Annotated in this window: 17 protein-coding genes; 3 read left to right on the top strand and 14 right to left on the bottom strand. The window is 46.0% G+C overall.

Going from position 1 to position 16123, the window contains the following annotated elements; translation table 11 throughout:
* Window positions 1-41: 41 nt before the first annotated feature.
* The 11 genes from L6472_RS11035 to L6472_RS10985 all read right to left on the bottom strand — a co-directional run bounded on the left by L6472_RS11035 (window position 42) and on the right by L6472_RS10985 (window position 9755).
* The gene (locus L6472_RS11035; RefSeq protein WP_237805074.1) at window positions 42-455 is read right to left on the bottom strand and encodes an SRPBCC family protein; all 414 of its coding nucleotides are present in this window, start codon (window positions 453-455) and stop codon (window positions 42-44) included.
* Window positions 456-461: 6 nt separating this feature from the next.
* Complete coding sequence (gene pyrE / locus L6472_RS11030) at window positions 462-1091, bottom strand: orotate phosphoribosyltransferase (protein ID WP_237805072.1); 630 nt, start codon at window positions 1089-1091, stop codon at window positions 462-464.
* A gap of 82 nt (window positions 1092-1173) precedes the next feature.
* Window positions 1174-1869 (bottom strand): ComF family protein, encoded by a 696-nt coding sequence (locus L6472_RS11025; protein WP_237805069.1) that lies wholly within the window; start codon window positions 1867-1869, stop codon window positions 1174-1176.
* Window positions 1847-2335 (bottom strand): regulatory protein RecX, encoded by a 489-nt coding sequence (locus L6472_RS11020; RefSeq protein ID WP_237805068.1) that lies wholly within the window; start codon window positions 2333-2335, stop codon window positions 1847-1849. The genes L6472_RS11025 and L6472_RS11020 overlap by 23 nt, the downstream gene beginning before the upstream one ends.
* Window positions 2326-3159 (bottom strand): peptide chain release factor N(5)-glutamine methyltransferase, encoded by an 834-nt coding sequence (prmC, locus tag L6472_RS11015; RefSeq protein ID WP_237805066.1) that lies wholly within the window; start codon window positions 3157-3159, stop codon window positions 2326-2328. Before prmC ends, L6472_RS11020 begins: the two co-directional genes overlap by 10 nt.
* Before the next feature lie 84 nt (window positions 3160-3243).
* Window positions 3244-3984: a four helix bundle suffix domain-containing protein gene (locus L6472_RS11010; RefSeq protein WP_237805064.1), complete on the bottom strand. Its 741-nt coding sequence runs from the start codon at window positions 3982-3984 to the stop codon at window positions 3244-3246.
* Window positions 3985-4248: 264 nt separating this feature from the next.
* Complete coding sequence (locus tag L6472_RS11005; RefSeq protein WP_237805062.1) at window positions 4249-5904, bottom strand: hypothetical protein; 1656 nt, start codon at window positions 5902-5904, stop codon at window positions 4249-4251.
* Between the two features lie 11 nt (window positions 5905-5915).
* Window positions 5916-6980 carry a hypothetical protein gene (locus L6472_RS11000; RefSeq protein ID WP_237805060.1) on the bottom strand — a complete coding sequence of 355 codons (1065 nt, stop codon included), beginning with the start codon at window positions 6978-6980 and terminating at the stop codon, window positions 5916-5918.
* Window positions 6981-7257: 277 nt separating this feature from the next.
* Window positions 7258-7872 (bottom strand): hypothetical protein, encoded by a 615-nt coding sequence (locus L6472_RS10995; protein WP_237805058.1) that lies wholly within the window; start codon window positions 7870-7872, stop codon window positions 7258-7260.
* Window positions 7873-7936: 64 nt separating this feature from the next.
* A complete protein-coding gene (locus L6472_RS10990; RefSeq protein ID WP_237805056.1) occupies window positions 7937-9337 on the bottom strand; it encodes an energy transducer TonB in 1401 nt (466 codons plus the stop codon).
* 34 nt (window positions 9338-9371) lie between these two features.
* The gene (locus L6472_RS10985) at window positions 9372-9755 is read right to left on the bottom strand and encodes a hypothetical protein (RefSeq protein ID WP_237805054.1); all 384 of its coding nucleotides are present in this window, start codon (window positions 9753-9755) and stop codon (window positions 9372-9374) included.
* A 399-nt stretch (window positions 9756-10154) separates the two neighbouring features.
* On the opposite strand from L6472_RS10985, the gene ribD reads away from it, so the two are divergent.
* Window positions 10155-11096, top strand: coding sequence for a bifunctional diaminohydroxyphosphoribosylaminopyrimidine deaminase/5-amino-6-(5-phosphoribosylamino)uracil reductase RibD (ribD, locus tag L6472_RS10980; protein WP_237805052.1), 942 nt, complete (start codon window positions 10155-10157; stop codon window positions 11094-11096).
* 617 nt (window positions 11097-11713) lie between these two features.
* On the opposite strand, the gene L6472_RS10975 is transcribed toward ribD, so the two are convergent.
* The 3 genes from L6472_RS10975 to argS are packed head-to-tail and all read right to left on the bottom strand — an operon-like array spanning window position 11714 to window position 14706.
* Window positions 11714-12184 (bottom strand): RNase H family protein, encoded by a 471-nt coding sequence (locus tag L6472_RS10975; RefSeq protein ID WP_237805050.1) that lies wholly within the window; start codon window positions 12182-12184, stop codon window positions 11714-11716.
* A gap of 15 nt (window positions 12185-12199) precedes the next feature.
* On the bottom strand, window positions 12200-12871 hold the full coding sequence (locus L6472_RS10970) for a porin family protein (RefSeq protein WP_237805048.1): 672 nt from the start codon (window positions 12869-12871) through the stop codon (window positions 12200-12202).
* A gap of 50 nt (window positions 12872-12921) precedes the next feature.
* Window positions 12922-14706, bottom strand: a complete 1785-nt coding sequence (gene argS / locus L6472_RS10965; protein ID WP_237805046.1) for an arginine--tRNA ligase — start codon at window positions 14704-14706, stop codon at window positions 12922-12924.
* Window positions 14707-15153: 447 nt separating this feature from the next.
* Between argS and rplM the strand changes: the two genes are divergently transcribed.
* Together rplM and rpsI are read left to right on the top strand one after the other, a co-directional pair.
* Window positions 15154-15615, top strand: a complete 462-nt coding sequence (rplM, locus tag L6472_RS10960) for a 50S ribosomal protein L13 (RefSeq protein ID WP_237805043.1) — start codon at window positions 15154-15156, stop codon at window positions 15613-15615.
* A 9-nt stretch (window positions 15616-15624) separates the two neighbouring features.
* Entirely contained in the window at window positions 15625-16011 is a 387-nt protein-coding gene (gene rpsI, locus L6472_RS10955; protein WP_027451113.1) for a 30S ribosomal protein S9, read from the top strand.
* Window positions 16012-16123 lie beyond the last annotated feature (112 nt).

Genomic DNA, 16123 nt, shown 5'->3' with positions numbered 1-16123 from the left:
TCGCTATTTCGTGATGACGCTATTTTGCGATAACGCCTTGATTATACATAGGGTACCATTGCCAGTGCATCGGCAATCTTCTCAACACCATCCTGCAGAGGTCCACTTACCATCGCTTTCAGCATGAAGGGAATGTCGGCCTTGACGGTGACCTTCATCTTTGATGTTGTTTCGCTGACGGGCAGCACTTGAATCCATAGATTGAAAGGCATGGGCGACTGCACGCTTTCGAACTTCACACATTTGGGCTCGTCGCGCTCCACAATCTGCAACGTGATGCTACCAACCATGGGCGCATTCACCGTCACCGAGTCTTTGTCGAACGAGAAGTCCTTAATCTTATCTTCGGGCACACGGTCACGTACGCGCTCCAGGTTACTCAGGTCGCTGATGAGGTTATAGACCGCCTCTTGCGAGTATGGTATTTGCTTGACGCTACTTTCAAATTTTGACATATCTACTTATTTCTTCCACTCACTGGGGTTCTTTCTCCACTCTGCCAGTACGGCTTTGTCTTCTTCCTTGATGTAGCCAGTCTCGGCAGCCTGCTCCAGCACTGCATCGTAGTTGCTCAGTGTGATGAGCTTGACGCCAGCCTCACGGAATGCTTCTTCTGCTACGGGGAAACCATAGGTGAACGATGCCACCATGCCAATCACTTCTACACCATATTCGCGCAGGGCAGCAACGGCTTTTAGCGAACTGCCACCAGTGGAAATCAGGTCTTCAACCACTACCACTTTGGCACCTTTCTTAATCTCGCCTTCTACTTGGTTGCCCATGCCATGATCTTTGGGCTTCGGACGAACATAACTATATGGAAGACCAAGCTGGTCGGCAACCAAAGCGCCTTGCGCAATAGCACCTGTAGCAACGCCTGCTACAGCCTCGGCTTCGGGAAAGTTCTCCTGAATAGCATGACATAGCTCCAACTTGACGAAAGAACGCAGTTGTGGGAACGAGAGGGTCTTGCGGTTGTCTGTATAAATAGGCGATTTCCATCCACTTGCCCATGTGAATGGGTCGTTGGGTTGCAACTTGATGGCTTGAATGTCCATCAGTTTCTGGGCGAATTGTTTTTTGATATCCATGGTGTTCTATTTAGTTTTGCGTGCAAAGGTACATAATTTAATTGAAAACGAATCAATTATGAATGAGATTTTTATTTATTCTCTATTTCGTAAGACCTATGGAAAGCACGCTGATGCGTATGTCTCCTGCCTTTGTCAGTTCCTCGGCACAAGCTGTGATGGTGGAACCTGTGGTGATGACATCGTCGATGAGCAGCACGTGCTTGCCTCGTACCTTTTCGCTTTTATTCAGATGGAATGCATCTCGCACGTTCTCTCGGCGCTGCCGAATGCTCAGTTTTGTCTGACTGTGCTTGAACCTATGGCGCTTCACCACGTTGTTGTAGATGGGTATGCCGGTGAGTTCGTGTATTCCTTTAGCTATTTCCTCGCTTTGGTTGTAACCACGGTGTATGCGTCTGAGCCAGGTGATAGGCATGGGGATAATGGCATCAATGTCGTCGAAGAATCCGTGTGGCTGCATGCGCTTGACCATCAGCCGCCCCAGGTACTGTCCAATCTCGGGTGCATAGTGGTATTTCAGGTCGTGAATCAGGTGATAGGGTTGTGTTCGTGGTTGATAAAAGAACAGGGCCGCCACCTTTTCTACGGGAAATAGGCCCCAGAAGAGGCGGGCCATGGGGTTGTCTAAAGGATGAAGATGGTAGGATGCAAAAGGTATGTCGCAGATACAGCTGATGCAAATGCACTCTTCTCTTGATGACAGCCAGCGGCCGCAGATAGCGCAAGTGCGTGGGGCTATGAAGTCTAACAGGTCAGTCCAAAAACTCGCTCTCATCTTCTACGTCAAGGCATTGTTTGATAATGTCCATGGTGAATCCGCGAGACAGGGCGAACTTGATGAGTTTCATGTTGAGTTCGTAGTCGCTGTTAGCCTTCGTCGTGCGGCGCTTCTGCTTGAGCATAGGCGTCAGGGTGGCGGTGTACTCCTCGTCATCCACTTCGTCGAGTATAGCCCTGGCAATGTGTTCGTCTATGCGTTTCATCCATAAGGCCTGTTCCACTTTGCGGCGCCCCCATTTGTTGTAGCGTATCTTGTCGTTGACGAAGGCTCGCGTAAAGCGTTCGTCATCTACATAGCGTTCGTTTACAAGTCGTTGCATCACCTGTGCCCGCTCTTCTTCTGACACGCCCCATTGGCGCATTTTGTCAAGCATCTCCTGCTGACAGTGCTCGCTGCGGGCACAGAGGGCCGTTAGCTTTAGGTAGGCCTGCTGACCGGTCATTTCTTTTTTTATCGCCATGATTTTGTGAATCTCTGTTTGTTATATTGGTCGTTTCTGACCTCAGTATGCTTAAATCCTTCGTCGCAGAGCATCTGTTTCATGTCGTTGACATATATTGGGTTGATTTCAAAGTATAGGCATCCGTCGGGCAGAAGTGCCTGTTGGGCAAAGCGTGCAATGGCGCGATAGAACAACAAAGGATTGTCGTCGGGCACGAAGAGTGCCAATTCTGGCTCATGCTCCAGCACGTTGCGCTCCATCTCCGCGCGTTCCTTATTACATATATAAGGGGGGTTGCTGACGATGATATCAAGACCCACCCCCAGCCCCTCCCTGTAAAGGAGGGGGGGATTTAGTATATCCACCTTCTCGAACGACACGTGAACATTGGTACGTTTGGCGTTCTCTGCGGCTATGCGTAGGGCTTCATCCGAGATGTCCCATGCTGTCACCTCTGCATTAGGAATCTCTGCTGCCAGTGTGCAGGCTATACAGCCGCTGCCTGTGCCGATGTCAAGAATGTGCCCCTTCCATTTGGAGGGGGTCGGGGGGAGGCTCCACTGGCACAGCTCGTAGGTCTCCGGTCGTGGTATCAGCACGCCCGGCTCCACGTGGAAAGTTCTGCCGCCGAAGTCTGCCTGCCCCAGCACGTACTGTACGGGCTCGCCCGTCAGCAGGCGCTGTCGTAAGGTCAGCATCTCGTCCTCATCGCCAGTCTTACCGCAGATGATGTCTGTCATGGAGAGTCCGAAGCGCACCTCCATCACCATGCGGGCGATGGCCTTTGCCTCGCCAGCCTCGTAAACGGCCGTCAGTGGTTTCCAGAATTCTTCGTAGGTCATTTTTTTTGTTGTGTCGTTATTTCGTTGTCTCGATATATCGATATATCGAGACAACGATATTCCGATATTTCGAGATTTTGGCCTTTAACTAATTCTTCTTGTTCCGTTGCACGTCGGATAGGCGCTGCAGCTCCAGAATTCCTTGCCGGAGTTGGTGCCTTTCTTGGCCACGCGCTTGATCATTGGCTTTCCGCAAAGAGGACAGGTCGGCGCGCCTGCCTGAACACTTTGCTGCGCCCTAAAGGCAAGTCGCTCTGCTGTGAGGCCTTCGGTAAAGCCACCCTCAACTTTGAATGTCTCTAACTGACGTTCTATCTGACGACTAATCATCTGAATCAGACGGTTGCATAGCACAAGCAGGCAGTTGGCAGCCGTTAGCGAATCGCCACTCTTCAGCCATTTGTCGAACTTATGCTTCTGAGTCAGAATATGAATGCTGCTTTTGTGCAGGATGTCATCTTTATATTCAGGACGGTCTAGGTGGATGCTGCTGACAGCCTGATAGTCTGCCGACTGCATAGACCAGGGGATGCTCTCTTGACGAAGTAACCAGTTCAGATAGTCGTTAGCCAGTTCGGCCAGCGTGGCACGAGCCACATCCGTGAGCTTCATCTCTGTCTCTTTCGAGGTGGCGTGGCGCGAACTGCCTTCGGCAATGTTTGCAGGGGCCGAGCGTGCCGCCATCGTCATCTGGTCGTATTGTCGTCCGCAGGGGTCGTTATGCTGATTCAGATAGGCCATGCAAAAATCCTGGGTCGCCAATTGAATCACGTTAGCAAGCACCCATGTGTCAAGCCAGTAGAATCCGAATCTAGTTATTTCCATTCTTCTTTTTTTTGATGTGTCGTTATCTCGATATATCGTTATCTCGAGATATCGACACGTTGATTTTTAATTTCTTCTGCAAAGTTAAGGCTTTTTCTTGGAACAGACAAGGATTAGCAACGAAATCGCACGGAAGGCTGAGGGCAGGCTTCCGTGCGAGAGTTGTTATATGGATGAGGATCTATTCCCAGTAGGTCAGTTCGCGGGTTGAGACTTCCCCGTCTTCAGACAGTTCGGTCCAGTTCCCTTTTGTTCATCAAATTTTTATTCGAATGCTATTCTACACTTTATCGTTAGATAGGTAACACGATTTGGACATGATACATCTACAGTAACTCCTTTTAGTAATTTGCCGTAACTGTTTATGGGGTCAGCTCCTTCTGTATAGAATATTCCGTTGTCCAATTCTTCATATCCAGTGTCCTTCAATTTCTTCTTAATGGCATTTACAAGCCCATATCCATCTACGGTGCAGGGATGATCTACGTCGCCTAACTCAAATGACAATGTGAAAGATTTGAGTAGAGCGCCAGTCAAACTGTATCCGTCTGTAACGGTATAAATATATCCTCCGCGTCGTTCTTTGTGAGTGAGGCTTTGTGCTATTTTCCCGTTGTAGCTATAACCTATGGATAGCGGCATGCCGAATTTTTTGGACTTAATACTGATACCGTTTCTGTTTGTTGCGGTTTTCATGTTCATATCTGCCTTTTTCATCAAAGAATCCACGTCCACAGCAATGGAAATAGAACTGAGTTCCGCAGAAACATAACTTGCTAGATCGTCAGGGTTGATATAGTCAATAGTCTTGTAACATGGTGACTCGCTGATTTTAGCGAATGGAGTATCTCCAATACGTTTACCCTGCATATCGTATATCCGATAGCCTCCTCCGTATAGAAGGAAACGATCCCCACTCAGCAATGTAGCATTGTATACGTCTCTAACATCATCCAATTTACATAGCTCATTCCCTTTGTTGTCGATAATAGAGCAATTTTCATCTTCGTATTTTAAGAACTTTCCTTGGGATAGATAAATAATCTGATCGTGCACATCGTGTGTTTCAATCAAGACATTTCCTTGCTTGTCTATGACTTTAGCCCCGTTAACGGTATTATATACTGCATAGCCATCGTGAAAAACTGTGGGGCTAAATCCTTCAACAGTAAACTGCTCATTTCCTTTTTTGTTGATGTATGCTACATTAACCCCAATGTCTTCACGTTTGATAAGTCCTAGTAGTCCATCGCTGAAACGCGCCTCGCTTTCATACTCAATTTTGTAATCGTCCGTATCGATATAGCCAAGTTCGTCACCGTCATAATCGACAATATTTCCATTACTGAGAATCATGGCACCATCACCAAGGCTATTAGGCAAAATATTGAACAATGTCTCTTCGTATATTTCTTTACCGTCGCGATCCAATGTTCCATTAATATCTGCGAAATCCGTCAGATATCGAGCAACTCCTTCGTTATTAAATGCCGATACTTTAACGTAGCTTTCCGGAAGCGTTGCCACCACCTGGCCTTTTGTGTCAATGACCTGTAGCGGCTTCCCCTTCATGCTTACAATTGCTCTGCCTGTAGCAAATTCTGTAGCAGCAATACAGGTATCGCACAGCGGCTTGTCGGGTTCGTTGACATTATAGAGCACGAATACTCCTTCATCATATTTTACCCAATAAACGCCATCATACACGTCAGAGATCATAGCCTCTCTAGGATATGCATCGCGTGCTACAATCTGTCCGTTTATATCAACAATGCTCCATGGACCATAATCTTCTAGTTGTACAGCTACATGGGTGCGGTGTTCCCCTTCTACATCCTTTTGCTTGCCGCAGGAGGATAGGAGTGCCCCTATCCCTGCGATGGCCAGGAGTGTAGCGAAAAATGATGATACTTTTTTCATGTTCTGTCAATTTATTTGTTTCTTACGTCAGGGTCGGCTATGCTCACACCACGTACAGACATACCGCTGATGCGATAGGCCTCATTGGTGGTGATGGTGACTGTTGGTGATGTGTAGCTGTTGATATAGCTGGCTTTCAGGATGTAGGGACGCTTGTTTCCGCTATTATCAAGTGTGCTGGTCATCAGCCAACACTGATAGCCGTAGTAGAGTAGGCTGCTCTCATTGCCCAAAGGATAGGCTCCCTCGCAGGTGAGGAAGATACTATTTCCGTTCGGGCCTGTTACGCGAAATCCCGAACCGTTGTCATAGGTATATTCCCATGTGCAATTGTTTACAAGCTCTTGCATCTCTGTACGGGTTGGCAGTCTCCACTTGTTGCTCATGTTGGCATATGCAGGGTCGTCGCTCGTACCACCAATTTCAGTTGTAGGCAGGCCATATTCCGTCTTGAAGTCGTTGGCTGATGGGTTGCCATATTGGTAATATCCATTCAGGTTGCTTGCAGCCCATTTTACGCTGAGACCCAAGTCAACGAATTTAAAGCCGTCAATGGTGGTAAGTGTTTCCTGCTCGTCATCGTTCTGGTCATCGTTGTTATTCTGGTTGTTGTTTTCAAATAATTTGCCTTCTGGAGGAGGTAATTGACCATTGTAGTGTGTCATGAGAGGAAATTCCCAGTCATTCAAATCCCCAATAGCTATAAGTTCTATTTTATCATTATGATACTTGACTTCAAAATCGAGCTTGCCATCTTTCCTGTCTGTGATTGACAAAATTTTTTTTGAACTATCGTAAGAAAAAGAATTTTCAGTTGTAAAAGTATGATAACTATGGTCGTCTTCTTCAACACAATCATAGTGAGTATATGTGCCATCTTCTCTGAATACCCATACTTCGTAGCAGTAGTGCTGAATTCCATTCCATGTTTCATATTCTTCGAGATACCATGCGCCATAAATATCTGTGAAAAAAGCAATGCCTTCCTTGTCTTCATCGTCATCGCCACATCCTGTGAAACAGGTACACAAAGTAACTACGGCCATAATCTGCCAAATAAGTTTGATATTTTTCATAACGTAATATTGCTGCCTGCAACCCTATGGCAGTTGTTAATTAGGTTAGTTTTTTTGTTCTAGGCACTGATACAAAAAAGTGCGGGTTGCCGTGCCCGTCTAAGAGGACGACACCTTTTTATAAAAATGCTCTCCCCATTTTCGCTTTCTGATAGCCATGCGTTTCAATGAGAAAGACTTTGCAAAGATAAACATTATTCTTGAAACGAGCAAGAAAATGTCATAAAAAACGCACGGAAGTCTGTTCTCAGGCTTCCGTGCGAATAAAGGGGCATATTTACTCCCAGTAGGTGATTTTGCGGGTAATAGTACCATCTGACTTGCATTTTGTCCAGTTGCCATGCTCGTCGAATTCTGTATATTGGTATTTGTTCGTTTCGTTTCTTTGTGTCAGTGATTTATTGATTCTTTTGATAACATCCCCATTCTCATTTCTTTCGAAGGTGGAATTATAGTCGGCATAGCAGCCATGATACTCAATTTCCGTTACTTGGCCTTTTTCGTCGTAACTGTACATGTAGTTTGCGTCTTCCCAATAGTCTTCTTCCATTTGTTCTTTCCATGTGTACTTTGTTATTTGACCTTTGTCGTTTCTTTCGAGTTTGGCTTTTTGGTCATTAACTTTAATAATTAAACCATTTTCGTCGAATTCTACTTTTTCGCCTACGAAGTCCCAATAATGGCCATTGTTGGTGCTCGAAAGCTCATAACTCTTCACCTTGCCCTTTAGATTCAGCATCACGTAGTCAGGGCTCACAGTCTCTTCTATAATAGCTTCTTCTACAACTGTTGTGTCTGCTGCAGCATCTAGATTCTCTGCTGGCTGTTGCTTACCACCACATGCCATTAACCCTATCGAAGTAATGGCAATTAAAAATAGGTTCTTTTTCATATTTTTTAGTTAATAATTATCAAGAATATTTAACGATAATGCCTGTTTTGTCGGTCTCTATTAGCTAATACTCTAAATTCCATTGAAGCAATGAGGCTACCTCTTTGTCTTTTCGTTTCGCAGGATTAAATTTAGGCAGGTTTTCGATTTCGGTTGTTGCAAACCTTGTTAATACTGGGTTGTCAGAACTGATAATCCTAAGATCTTTAGCTTTCCCCTTTTTATCAACGGCAAAGCGTATAACAACATTACCTTTTATTGGATTTCCGTCCTTATCTATTGGTTTTTCAAAACTATCAATATATTCTTGCAAAGTCGGACAGGTTGCCTTTTCGTCCACTTCGCGATATATGCGTAAGAACGTGCAACTGTCAAATTTTTCAACTTCAGCTTCCATCTCATTACTGAGTGCTTCAGCTTTTTCTTTCCATTGGTTGGCCTTAACTAGATTTTTAGAGACAGTATAGCCAGTTTCATACCATTTCGCCAATTTTTCCATTGCAGGCGCATAGCCAAATTCTGCTGATTTTGTTAGATATTCGGCATTAACAAGGCTTTCTCTATTGTAATAATTGTTTTGCCCATCTACTTCTTTTTCTCTAAGGTATGCCAAGATATATAGAATTTCTCCAGATTCTTTTTCTGTGAAGCCTTTCATTTTTAATGCTTTTTTTGCGATCTCTTGATAGTTAACGCTAGAATTACTTTTATCTGCTCCTACGGATAGCCACTCATTGACATACATGTACCTGAGAGCTTTAAGAACGAAAAATGGACTGTTAATCCTTGACCATATACAGCAGGCTGCTAAATAATTGTGTATGCGTGAAATAGTATATCCTCTTTCTGCTTGTGCATCGCCAGCGTAGTGCCTGTTATAGAACTCATCATGATAAGATGAATTTTCTAAAAATGATGCAACCATTAATTTTACATTTGGATCGTAGAATTTTCCCATTTCGTCGTAGTTCACTCTTACTTCCTCAAAAGCTTTCATTACATTTTTCTCTACACCAAATCCTGCCCAATAGCAGTAGGCTAAATAATAGGCTCCTTCTGTACTGTTATCTGCTTTAAAATGATAGACTGCTTTTTCTGGATTAACGTCTGTACCCCAACCATACATATAGTAACGTCCTAGTTCTAAATGGCCCGAATCAAATCCCAGTTCTAATGCTTTTTCAAACATTTGTATCGCTTTCAAATCATCTGCCTTGACAAAATTGCCAGTTGTTTGATAACCAAACATATAAAGTTTGCCAAGAATATAGGCTGCCTGTCCAAATCCTTCGTCCATGGCTTTTTGTAGGGCTATGATAGCCTTGTCGTAGTCACTTGCTAAAGAAGTTTTTTCCGCTCTGTTGTATAATGCCTTCGCTTTTTCCATGGCATCTTGTGCTTGCATGGGAATCGATATGGGGATAGTCAGAAGGACGAATATTATTCTTGCGATATAGTGTCTCATAATTCTGTTGTTTTAAGTTAGTGGCAAGGGCTTCTTATTTCCTTGAGAACCTGTAGCGGTGGTCTTCGTCAGAATAGCCGTATTCAATGATGTTCAGTGAGATGTTGGTCAGAAGTTCTACTTTGTAGGTCACGGTGTAGGTTATGTCGCCCTCCTTGAAGGTCATATTAAGTTTGTTGTTGCTGAAGGAGAATTTGAATGACCTTGTTTCATCGAAAGTGCTCCATGAGCCTTCACCCTTTTCCGGCAGCCGCAGTGTTTCGCTGGTGTCGTTATTACCTCTCACTCGCATGCTTTGCCACGTGCCGTAGATTAGGTCGTCATCAGCATCGTTGCTGTCGTCTTTACAAGATGAAAACGAGAAACACAGGGTTAATGCCATAAGAAAGGTCATCAGGTTAAAAACACTTTTTTTCATAATAGAATAGTTTTAGAATATTGCAGCCTGCAACCCTATGGCAATTGTTAATTAGGTTAGTTGTTTGTTTTAGGCACTGATACAAAAAAGTGCGGGTTGCCGTGCCCGTCTAAGAGGACGACACCTTTTTATAAAAATGCCCCACCCCCATTTCCGGTTTCAGCCCTTATTGGGAGTCCGTTTCAATGGGAAGGACTTTGCAAAGATAAACAATGTTTTTGAAACGAGCAAAAGATTGTTAATAAAAATGCACAGAAGGCTAAGACGGCCTTCTCTGTTGTATGGATTGTTTTGAATTTTGGCCAGATTTTTAAAAATAATGGCCAAAATTCTAATTCATATTGCTGAAATGAAATAATAATCGTAACTTTGCAGCAACTTAAAATGACTTGACAGACGATGACAACAGACGAGAAATATATGCGTCGATGCCTGCAATTGGCGCAGAACGGACGGCAGAACGCAAAACCCAACCCGATGGTGGGAGCTGTGATAAGCCTTCCGCCGGCACCCCAAAAAGGGAGGGAGAGTTGGAGAATCCTTGGCGAGGGCTATCACGTGCGTTGCGGACAGGGCCATGCTGAGGTGAATGCTTTTGCCTCTGTGCGACCAGAGGATGAACCACTGTTGAGCGAGGCCACGATGTATGTGTCGCTGGAACCTTGTTCACATTATGGCAAGACGCCTCCATGTGCCGACCTGATTATAAAGAAAGGTGTGAAGCGTGTGGTGGTTGGCTGTATAGACGAGTTTGCCGAGGTGCAGGGCAGAGGCATTAAAAAGCTGAGAGATGCCGGCATAGAGGTCACCGTGGGCGTGCTTGAGGAAGAGTGCAAGGCGTTGAATCGCCGCTTCTTCACTTTTCATCGCCTCTCGCGCCCGTACATTATATTAAAGTGGGCTCAGACAGCCAATGGATTTATTGATGACGACGGTAAGGCATTGGCTATTTCAACGCCTTTCACGCAGATGCTCTCGCATAAGCTGAGGGCCGAAGAAGATGCTATTCTGGTGGGGCGTGTGACCAATGAGCGCGAACATCCCCAGCTGACGGTGCGACAGTGGCAAGGCAACAACCCCAAACGTCTGGTCATTGATCACCAACATCCGTTGAACCTCGAGGTATTGCACGCTCATAAAATACAGTCGTTGATTGTTGAGGGTGGACGAAAGACGCTTGAGTCTTTTTTGACACAGGGCTTGTGGGATGAGATAAGAGTGGAAACGAATACTGCGCTCACCGTTTCTGGAGGTACACGTGCTCCTCAGCTGCCAGCCAATATAAAGGTGATTTCCCGACAAGTATATGGTGAAAACATCATCGTGAACTACATTAAATAGTTTCGGCTCAGTTGCAATTGCGTAGGTTTCGCAATGCTCCCAGAGTCTTGAATTGGTATTTCCAGAGTCTGGAGAGGGCCGTTTTTAAAGTCTAAAAGCACGTGTTCTAAAGTCTAGAAGAGGCGTTTCTGAAGTCTAAAACCGAAGCTATCATTTCTGGTCTAGCCCCTGGCTGCTCTACATCCAGCCCTTAGAACGACCGCATCCAGGGGCTAAAACGACCCGTTACAGGGGCTGGACACGCCACATCTAGGGGCTAGACGGACATCAAAAGTAAAGCTATTACAACGCAAAAGTGAAACTATAACAAGACGAAAGCAGAACTATGACAGTGCGAAACCGTTCCTGTCCCGACCATGAACAACGCCACCACGACTCTCCCGAGGGAGAGGGTAATTCTGTCCTTTTTCTATCTGATTTCTATTTTAATTAATTTCTGTCTAAAGAATCTGCAGAGCCTTTACTGAAATAACAAAAAGATAAAGGATTACCCCTATGATTTTTCGCTTGAGCCATAGTTTCTTGTGCATGTCAAAGCATCACAGAGATTAACGGTATGTCCAGTACAAAAAGCGGTACAGTCCCACCATTACTATTTTCCTTGTTAAGATAGAAACTTATTTTCTGCCGAAATCAGCTGGCACCTCACCCCATTTCTTGGTTTCCCATTTCACGATAGGATTACGGTAGTTGTGCGTTCGCAGCCAGTTTTCGGCACGTAGGATAACTTGATAGAGCGGCTCCGTTTCGGGGGTGCGCTCCAGTTTGGTCTTGCATTGACGCTTTTTCACCCATAAGATGGCATTGTTGCTGTCGCTATAGATGGTCTTGTCGTGAAGCCCCTTCTGCCAGCAGAGTGCCAAAGCGTGAACGATGGCTAGAAACTCTCCGATGTTGTTCGTGCCTTTGACGGGGCCGTAGTGAAACACCTGTGCACCTGTCTGTAAGTCGATGCATTGATATTCCATAGGACCGGGATTACCGCTACAGGCCGCGTCCACAGCCCACGCGTCTGCCTTTACCTCCATGGGTAAGGGCAGTACGGTGTCGTGTCTATAGTCGGGAGGGTTCTGCGATAGAATGTTCATGTGTGAAGTAGGTATCTAAAGGTCGAACTTATAGCCAACGGTCAGCGTAAATACAGAGTTCTTGTTGGTCTGAGAATCGAGGTCGTTGTTCTTGGTGATGTCTGTTAAACCCAACTTATAGCGAGCATCGATGATAATGTGGTTTTTGAACTCGTAGGAGATGCCAATAGGAATAGAGATATCGAAGTCCTCAAAATCCTTTTTTAAATTAGTTCTTGTTTCTACAGTCGTTTCATATCCATTGTTTTCACCTTCGGCAGACATGATGAAATCGGCATTAGTAAGAACACCAAACTGAAAACCTGCTTTCAGAGCAAGACCAGGAGCAGCGTAAAAGTTGGCTACAATGGGTACATTCAGATAGGTCAACTCCATTCTGATATCTGTGTATTTTGTACCGTTCATTCGATACTTTTCCCATGCACAACCTTGCATGGCGAATTCCGCCCCGATGGCTATGCTGAAACGTTTGTTATCTTGATATTCAAATTCAGCGCCTAATGAGGCTGCAGGCGAAAGTTCATTCGATATGTTTGTGCCTTCTATCTTCATTTGCTCCATGTTAGTGATAGAGGCTGCTCCAATACCAATCTTGGGTTGTATGGACCATGTACCATGGCCATACTGCGCATTTGCAGCTATTGTTGTAAATATGGCTGCAACTGTTGCAAGAATAATTTTTTTCATAGGTCTTTGGCGTTATTTAGCCCCTCCCCCTATTTGGAGGAGGGGGAAGGTTACATTCTTTCAGGAACTTCAATACCCAGCAGACTCATGCCGTTCTTGATGATCTTAGCAACGTTCTTGGCCAGCATCAAGCGTACGGCTTTTTTCTGTTCATCGGGCTCGTTGAGGATAGAGAAGTCATGGTAGAACTGGTTGAAGACCTTGGTCAGCTCGTAGCAGTAGTTGGCAATGCCAGAGGGGCTGTAGTCCTTGCCAGCCTGCTCTACGGCAGCGCCAAACTCAGACATCTTCTGGATGAGCTCAACCTCCTTCTCTGCCAGTTGTGCGGCAGCACATGCTGGCTTTAAGCCTTCAGCCTCTGCCTTACGCAGAATGCTGCGGATACGAGCGTATGTATATTGGATGAAAGGCCCGGTGTTGCCGTTGAAGTCAATACTCTCCTCGGGGTTGAACAACATGTTTTTACGGGCGTCAACCTTCAGGATGAAGTACTTCAAAGCGCCCATACCCACGATGCGGGCAATCTCGCGGCGCTCCTCCTCGGTCATATCGTCGAACTTGCCCAGTTCCATAGAGGTCTTGTAGGCATCATCCACCATCAGCTGCATCAGGTCGTCGGCATCAACCACCGTACCCTCGCGGCTCTTCATCTTTCCGTTGGGTAGTTCCACCATGCCGTAAGAGAAGTGTACCAGTTCCTTGCCCCACTTGAAGCCGAGACGGTCGAGCAGGATAGAGAGCACCTGGAAGTGATAGTTCTGCTCGTTGCCTACCACGTAGATCATTTTGTCGATGGGGAAATCCTGGAAGCGCATCTCGGCCGTACCGATGTCCTGTGTCATATAGACGCTGGTGCCGTCGGAGCGGAGCAGCAGCTTCTGGTCCAGTCCCTCGTTGGTCAGGTCAGCCCATACGGAGTTGTCCTCGTGGCGCTCGAAGAGTCCTTTGGCGAGTCCTTCTTCGACCTTAGCCTTGCCCTTGAGGTAGGTTTGCGACTCATAGTAGATCTTGTCAAAACCAACACCCATTTTCTTGTAAGTCTCGTCGAAACCGGCATATACCCAGTTGTTCATCTTCTCCCACAGTGCACGAACCTCAGGGTCGTTGTTCTCCCATTTCACCAGCATCTCGTGAGCCTCCTTGATGAGGGGCGCTTCCTGCTTGGCTTTCTCTTCGTCCATGCCCTTAGCCACGAGATCTTTAACCTCTTCGCGGTAGTGCTTGTCGAAAGCCACGTAGTAGTCGCCGATGAGGTGGTCGCCCTTCTTGCCAGACGACTCGGGAGTCTCGCCATTGCCATATTTCAACCATGCGAGCATTGACTTACAGATATGAATACCGCGGTCGTTGACAATGTTGGTCTTCACCACCTTGTTGCCGTTGGCCTCCATGATCTGAGCCAGCGACCAACCCAGCAGGTTGTTGCGCACGTGACCCAAGTGGAGGGGCTTGTTGGTGTTGGGTGAAGAATATTCAATCATAACCAAGGGAGCATTCTCGTCGGCTTGCTTCATGCCAAAGTGGTCATCGCCGTCGATGGCTTGCAGCAGTTGCAGCCATGCGCCCTCGCCGATGCTCAGGTTCAAGAAGCCCTTTACGACGTTGAACTTCTCAACGGCCGAACAGTTGTCAACCAGATACTGTCCAATCTCTTGGGCTGTCTGCTCAGGTGATTTCTTGGCTGCTTTCACAAAGGGGAAAACAACCAGTGTCAGGTTACCCTCAAACTCGCTGCGTGTCTTCTGCAGCTGCAACATCTTTTCGCTTGCCTCCATGCCGTAGAGTGCCTTGACGGCCTGGCCTGCGGCTTGACTTATCAGTGTCTCGATATTCATACTTCCTGTCTATATATAATAATATGGTGTGCAAAGGTACTATATTTTTGTCAAACACGCAAATATAGAGGTTTCTTTTTGTCGGTCGCAAAGAAATGCTTGCCCCTTATGTGGGTGGTCTGTTTATGGTCTGTCGCGTGCTGACAAATGCAGATATACGCCTGCCTCACTTGCGATCTGTTTGTGCTTTAAGGGAACTGGCTCATAGTTAAAGACACTTATTTGTGTTAAATAAATATAATTTTATAGTTAAGAAGCTGTGCTGAGGTTCTTTATTCCAATTAAAGTAAGTACCTTTGCAGTCCGATTATTGGGGGAGAGTCTTAGAATCCCCACGGGCGTCGTGTAAATAGTGACTGTCTTTGGCCGGATGGCACGGTTTGAGAATCGGCGTTCACAGATCACTTTATAAAGTAAAAAACTGTTTTTTAGTAAATTTATTTAAGAATGAACACTTTAAGTTACAAGACCGTCTCTGTTAATAAAGAGACTGCCAAGAAGGAGTGGGTAGTTATCGACGCTACTGATCAAGTAGTGGGACGTCTCGCTTCTAAGGTCGCAAAGCTGATTCGTGGCAAGTATAAGCCCAGCTTCACCCCACACGTAGATTGTGGCGACAACGTTATTATTATCAATGCTGCCAAGGTACGTTTCACCGGCAACAAAGAAACCGACAAGGTTTACACTCGTTATACTGGCTATCCTGGTGGTCAGCGTTTCAATACACCTGCTGAGCTGCGCAAGCGCCCCAATGGTGTTGATTGCATTATCCGCCATGCAGTAAAGGGTATGCTGCCCAAGGGTCCCCTCGGTCGCAGTCTGCTGAACAACCTCTATGTGTACGAGGGAACAGAGCATAAGCACGAGGCACAGCAGCCAAAGGCTATTGATATTAACCAGTATAAATAATTAAAGGAGATGGAAGTAATTAACGCTATAGGTCGTCGCAAGAGCTCGGTAGCTCGCGTTTATCTGTCAGAGGGTACTGGCAAGATCACGATCAATAAGAAGGATTTAACCGAATATTTCCCCTCAGCTATTCTGCAGTACGTTGTTAAGCAGCCCCTGAATCTGCTGGAAGTTGCTGAGAAGTATGACATTAAGGCAAACCTCGACGGTGGTGGTTTCACTGGCCAGAGCCAGGCTCTGCGTCTTGCTATTGCTCGCGCACTCGTTAAGGTGAATGCTGAGGACAAGAAGACACTGCGCAGTCAGGGCTTCCTGACACGTGATAGCCGTGAGGTTGAGCGTAAGAAGCCAGGTCGTCCCAAGGCACGTCGTCGCTTCCAGTTCAGTAAGCGTTAATCTTGGACAGAGCGTCTCAATGCGTGTGTTGAATGGTTTTATGATCATGAATGCGGCATGAGGCTCACGACAAGAAACTGAACAGTTTAGTATCTAAATCCGGGGGACTTGG

This window comes from Prevotella sp. E13-17 (assembly GCF_022024035.1).
Classification (GTDB): Bacteria; Bacteroidota; Bacteroidia; order Bacteroidales; family Bacteroidaceae; genus Prevotella.
This window is presented reverse-complemented; position numbering and strand designations above follow the sequence as displayed.

Excerpts from the sequence above, each read along its gene's own strand:
- L6472_RS11035 (WP_237805074.1), bottom strand. The coding sequence starts at position 455 with ATGTCAAAATTTGAAAGTAGCGTCAAGCAAATACCATACTCGCAAGAG.
- pyrE (WP_237805072.1), bottom strand. The coding sequence starts at position 1,091 with ATGGATATCAAAAAACAATTCGCCCAGAAACTGATGGACATTCAAGCC.
- L6472_RS11025 (WP_237805069.1), bottom strand. The coding sequence starts at position 1,869 with ATGAGAGCGAGTTTTTGGACTGACCTGTTAGACTTCATAGCCCCACGC.
- L6472_RS11020 (WP_237805068.1), bottom strand. The coding sequence starts at position 2,335 with ATGGCGATAAAAAAAGAAATGACCGGTCAGCAGGCCTACCTAAAGCTA.
- prmC (WP_237805066.1), bottom strand. The coding sequence starts at position 3,159 with ATGACCTACGAAGAATTCTGGAAACCACTGACGGCCGTTTACGAGGCT.
- L6472_RS11010 (WP_237805064.1), bottom strand. The coding sequence starts at position 3,984 with ATGGAAATAACTAGATTCGGATTCTACTGGCTTGACACATGGGTGCTT.
- L6472_RS11005 (WP_237805062.1), bottom strand. The coding sequence starts at position 5,904 with ATGAAAAAAGTATCATCATTTTTCGCTACACTCCTGGCCATCGCAGGG.
- L6472_RS11000 (WP_237805060.1), bottom strand. The coding sequence starts at position 6,980 with ATGAAAAATATCAAACTTATTTGGCAGATTATGGCCGTAGTTACTTTG.
- L6472_RS10995 (WP_237805058.1), bottom strand. The coding sequence starts at position 7,872 with ATGAAAAAGAACCTATTTTTAATTGCCATTACTTCGATAGGGTTAATG.
- L6472_RS10990 (WP_237805056.1), bottom strand. The coding sequence starts at position 9,337 with ATGAGACACTATATCGCAAGAATAATATTCGTCCTTCTGACTATCCCC.
- L6472_RS10985 (WP_237805054.1), bottom strand. The coding sequence starts at position 9,755 with ATGAAAAAAAGTGTTTTTAACCTGATGACCTTTCTTATGGCATTAACC.
- ribD (WP_237805052.1), top strand. The coding sequence starts at position 10,155 with ATGACAACAGACGAGAAATATATGCGTCGATGCCTGCAATTGGCGCAG.
- L6472_RS10975 (WP_237805050.1), bottom strand. The coding sequence starts at position 12,184 with ATGAACATTCTATCGCAGAACCCTCCCGACTATAGACACGACACCGTA.
- L6472_RS10970 (WP_237805048.1), bottom strand. The coding sequence starts at position 12,871 with ATGAAAAAAATTATTCTTGCAACAGTTGCAGCCATATTTACAACAATA.
- argS (WP_237805046.1), bottom strand. The coding sequence starts at position 14,706 with ATGAATATCGAGACACTGATAAGTCAAGCCGCAGGCCAGGCCGTCAAG.
- rplM (WP_237805043.1), top strand. The coding sequence starts at position 15,154 with ATGAACACTTTAAGTTACAAGACCGTCTCTGTTAATAAAGAGACTGCC.
- rpsI (WP_027451113.1), top strand. The coding sequence starts at position 15,625 with ATGGAAGTAATTAACGCTATAGGTCGTCGCAAGAGCTCGGTAGCTCGC.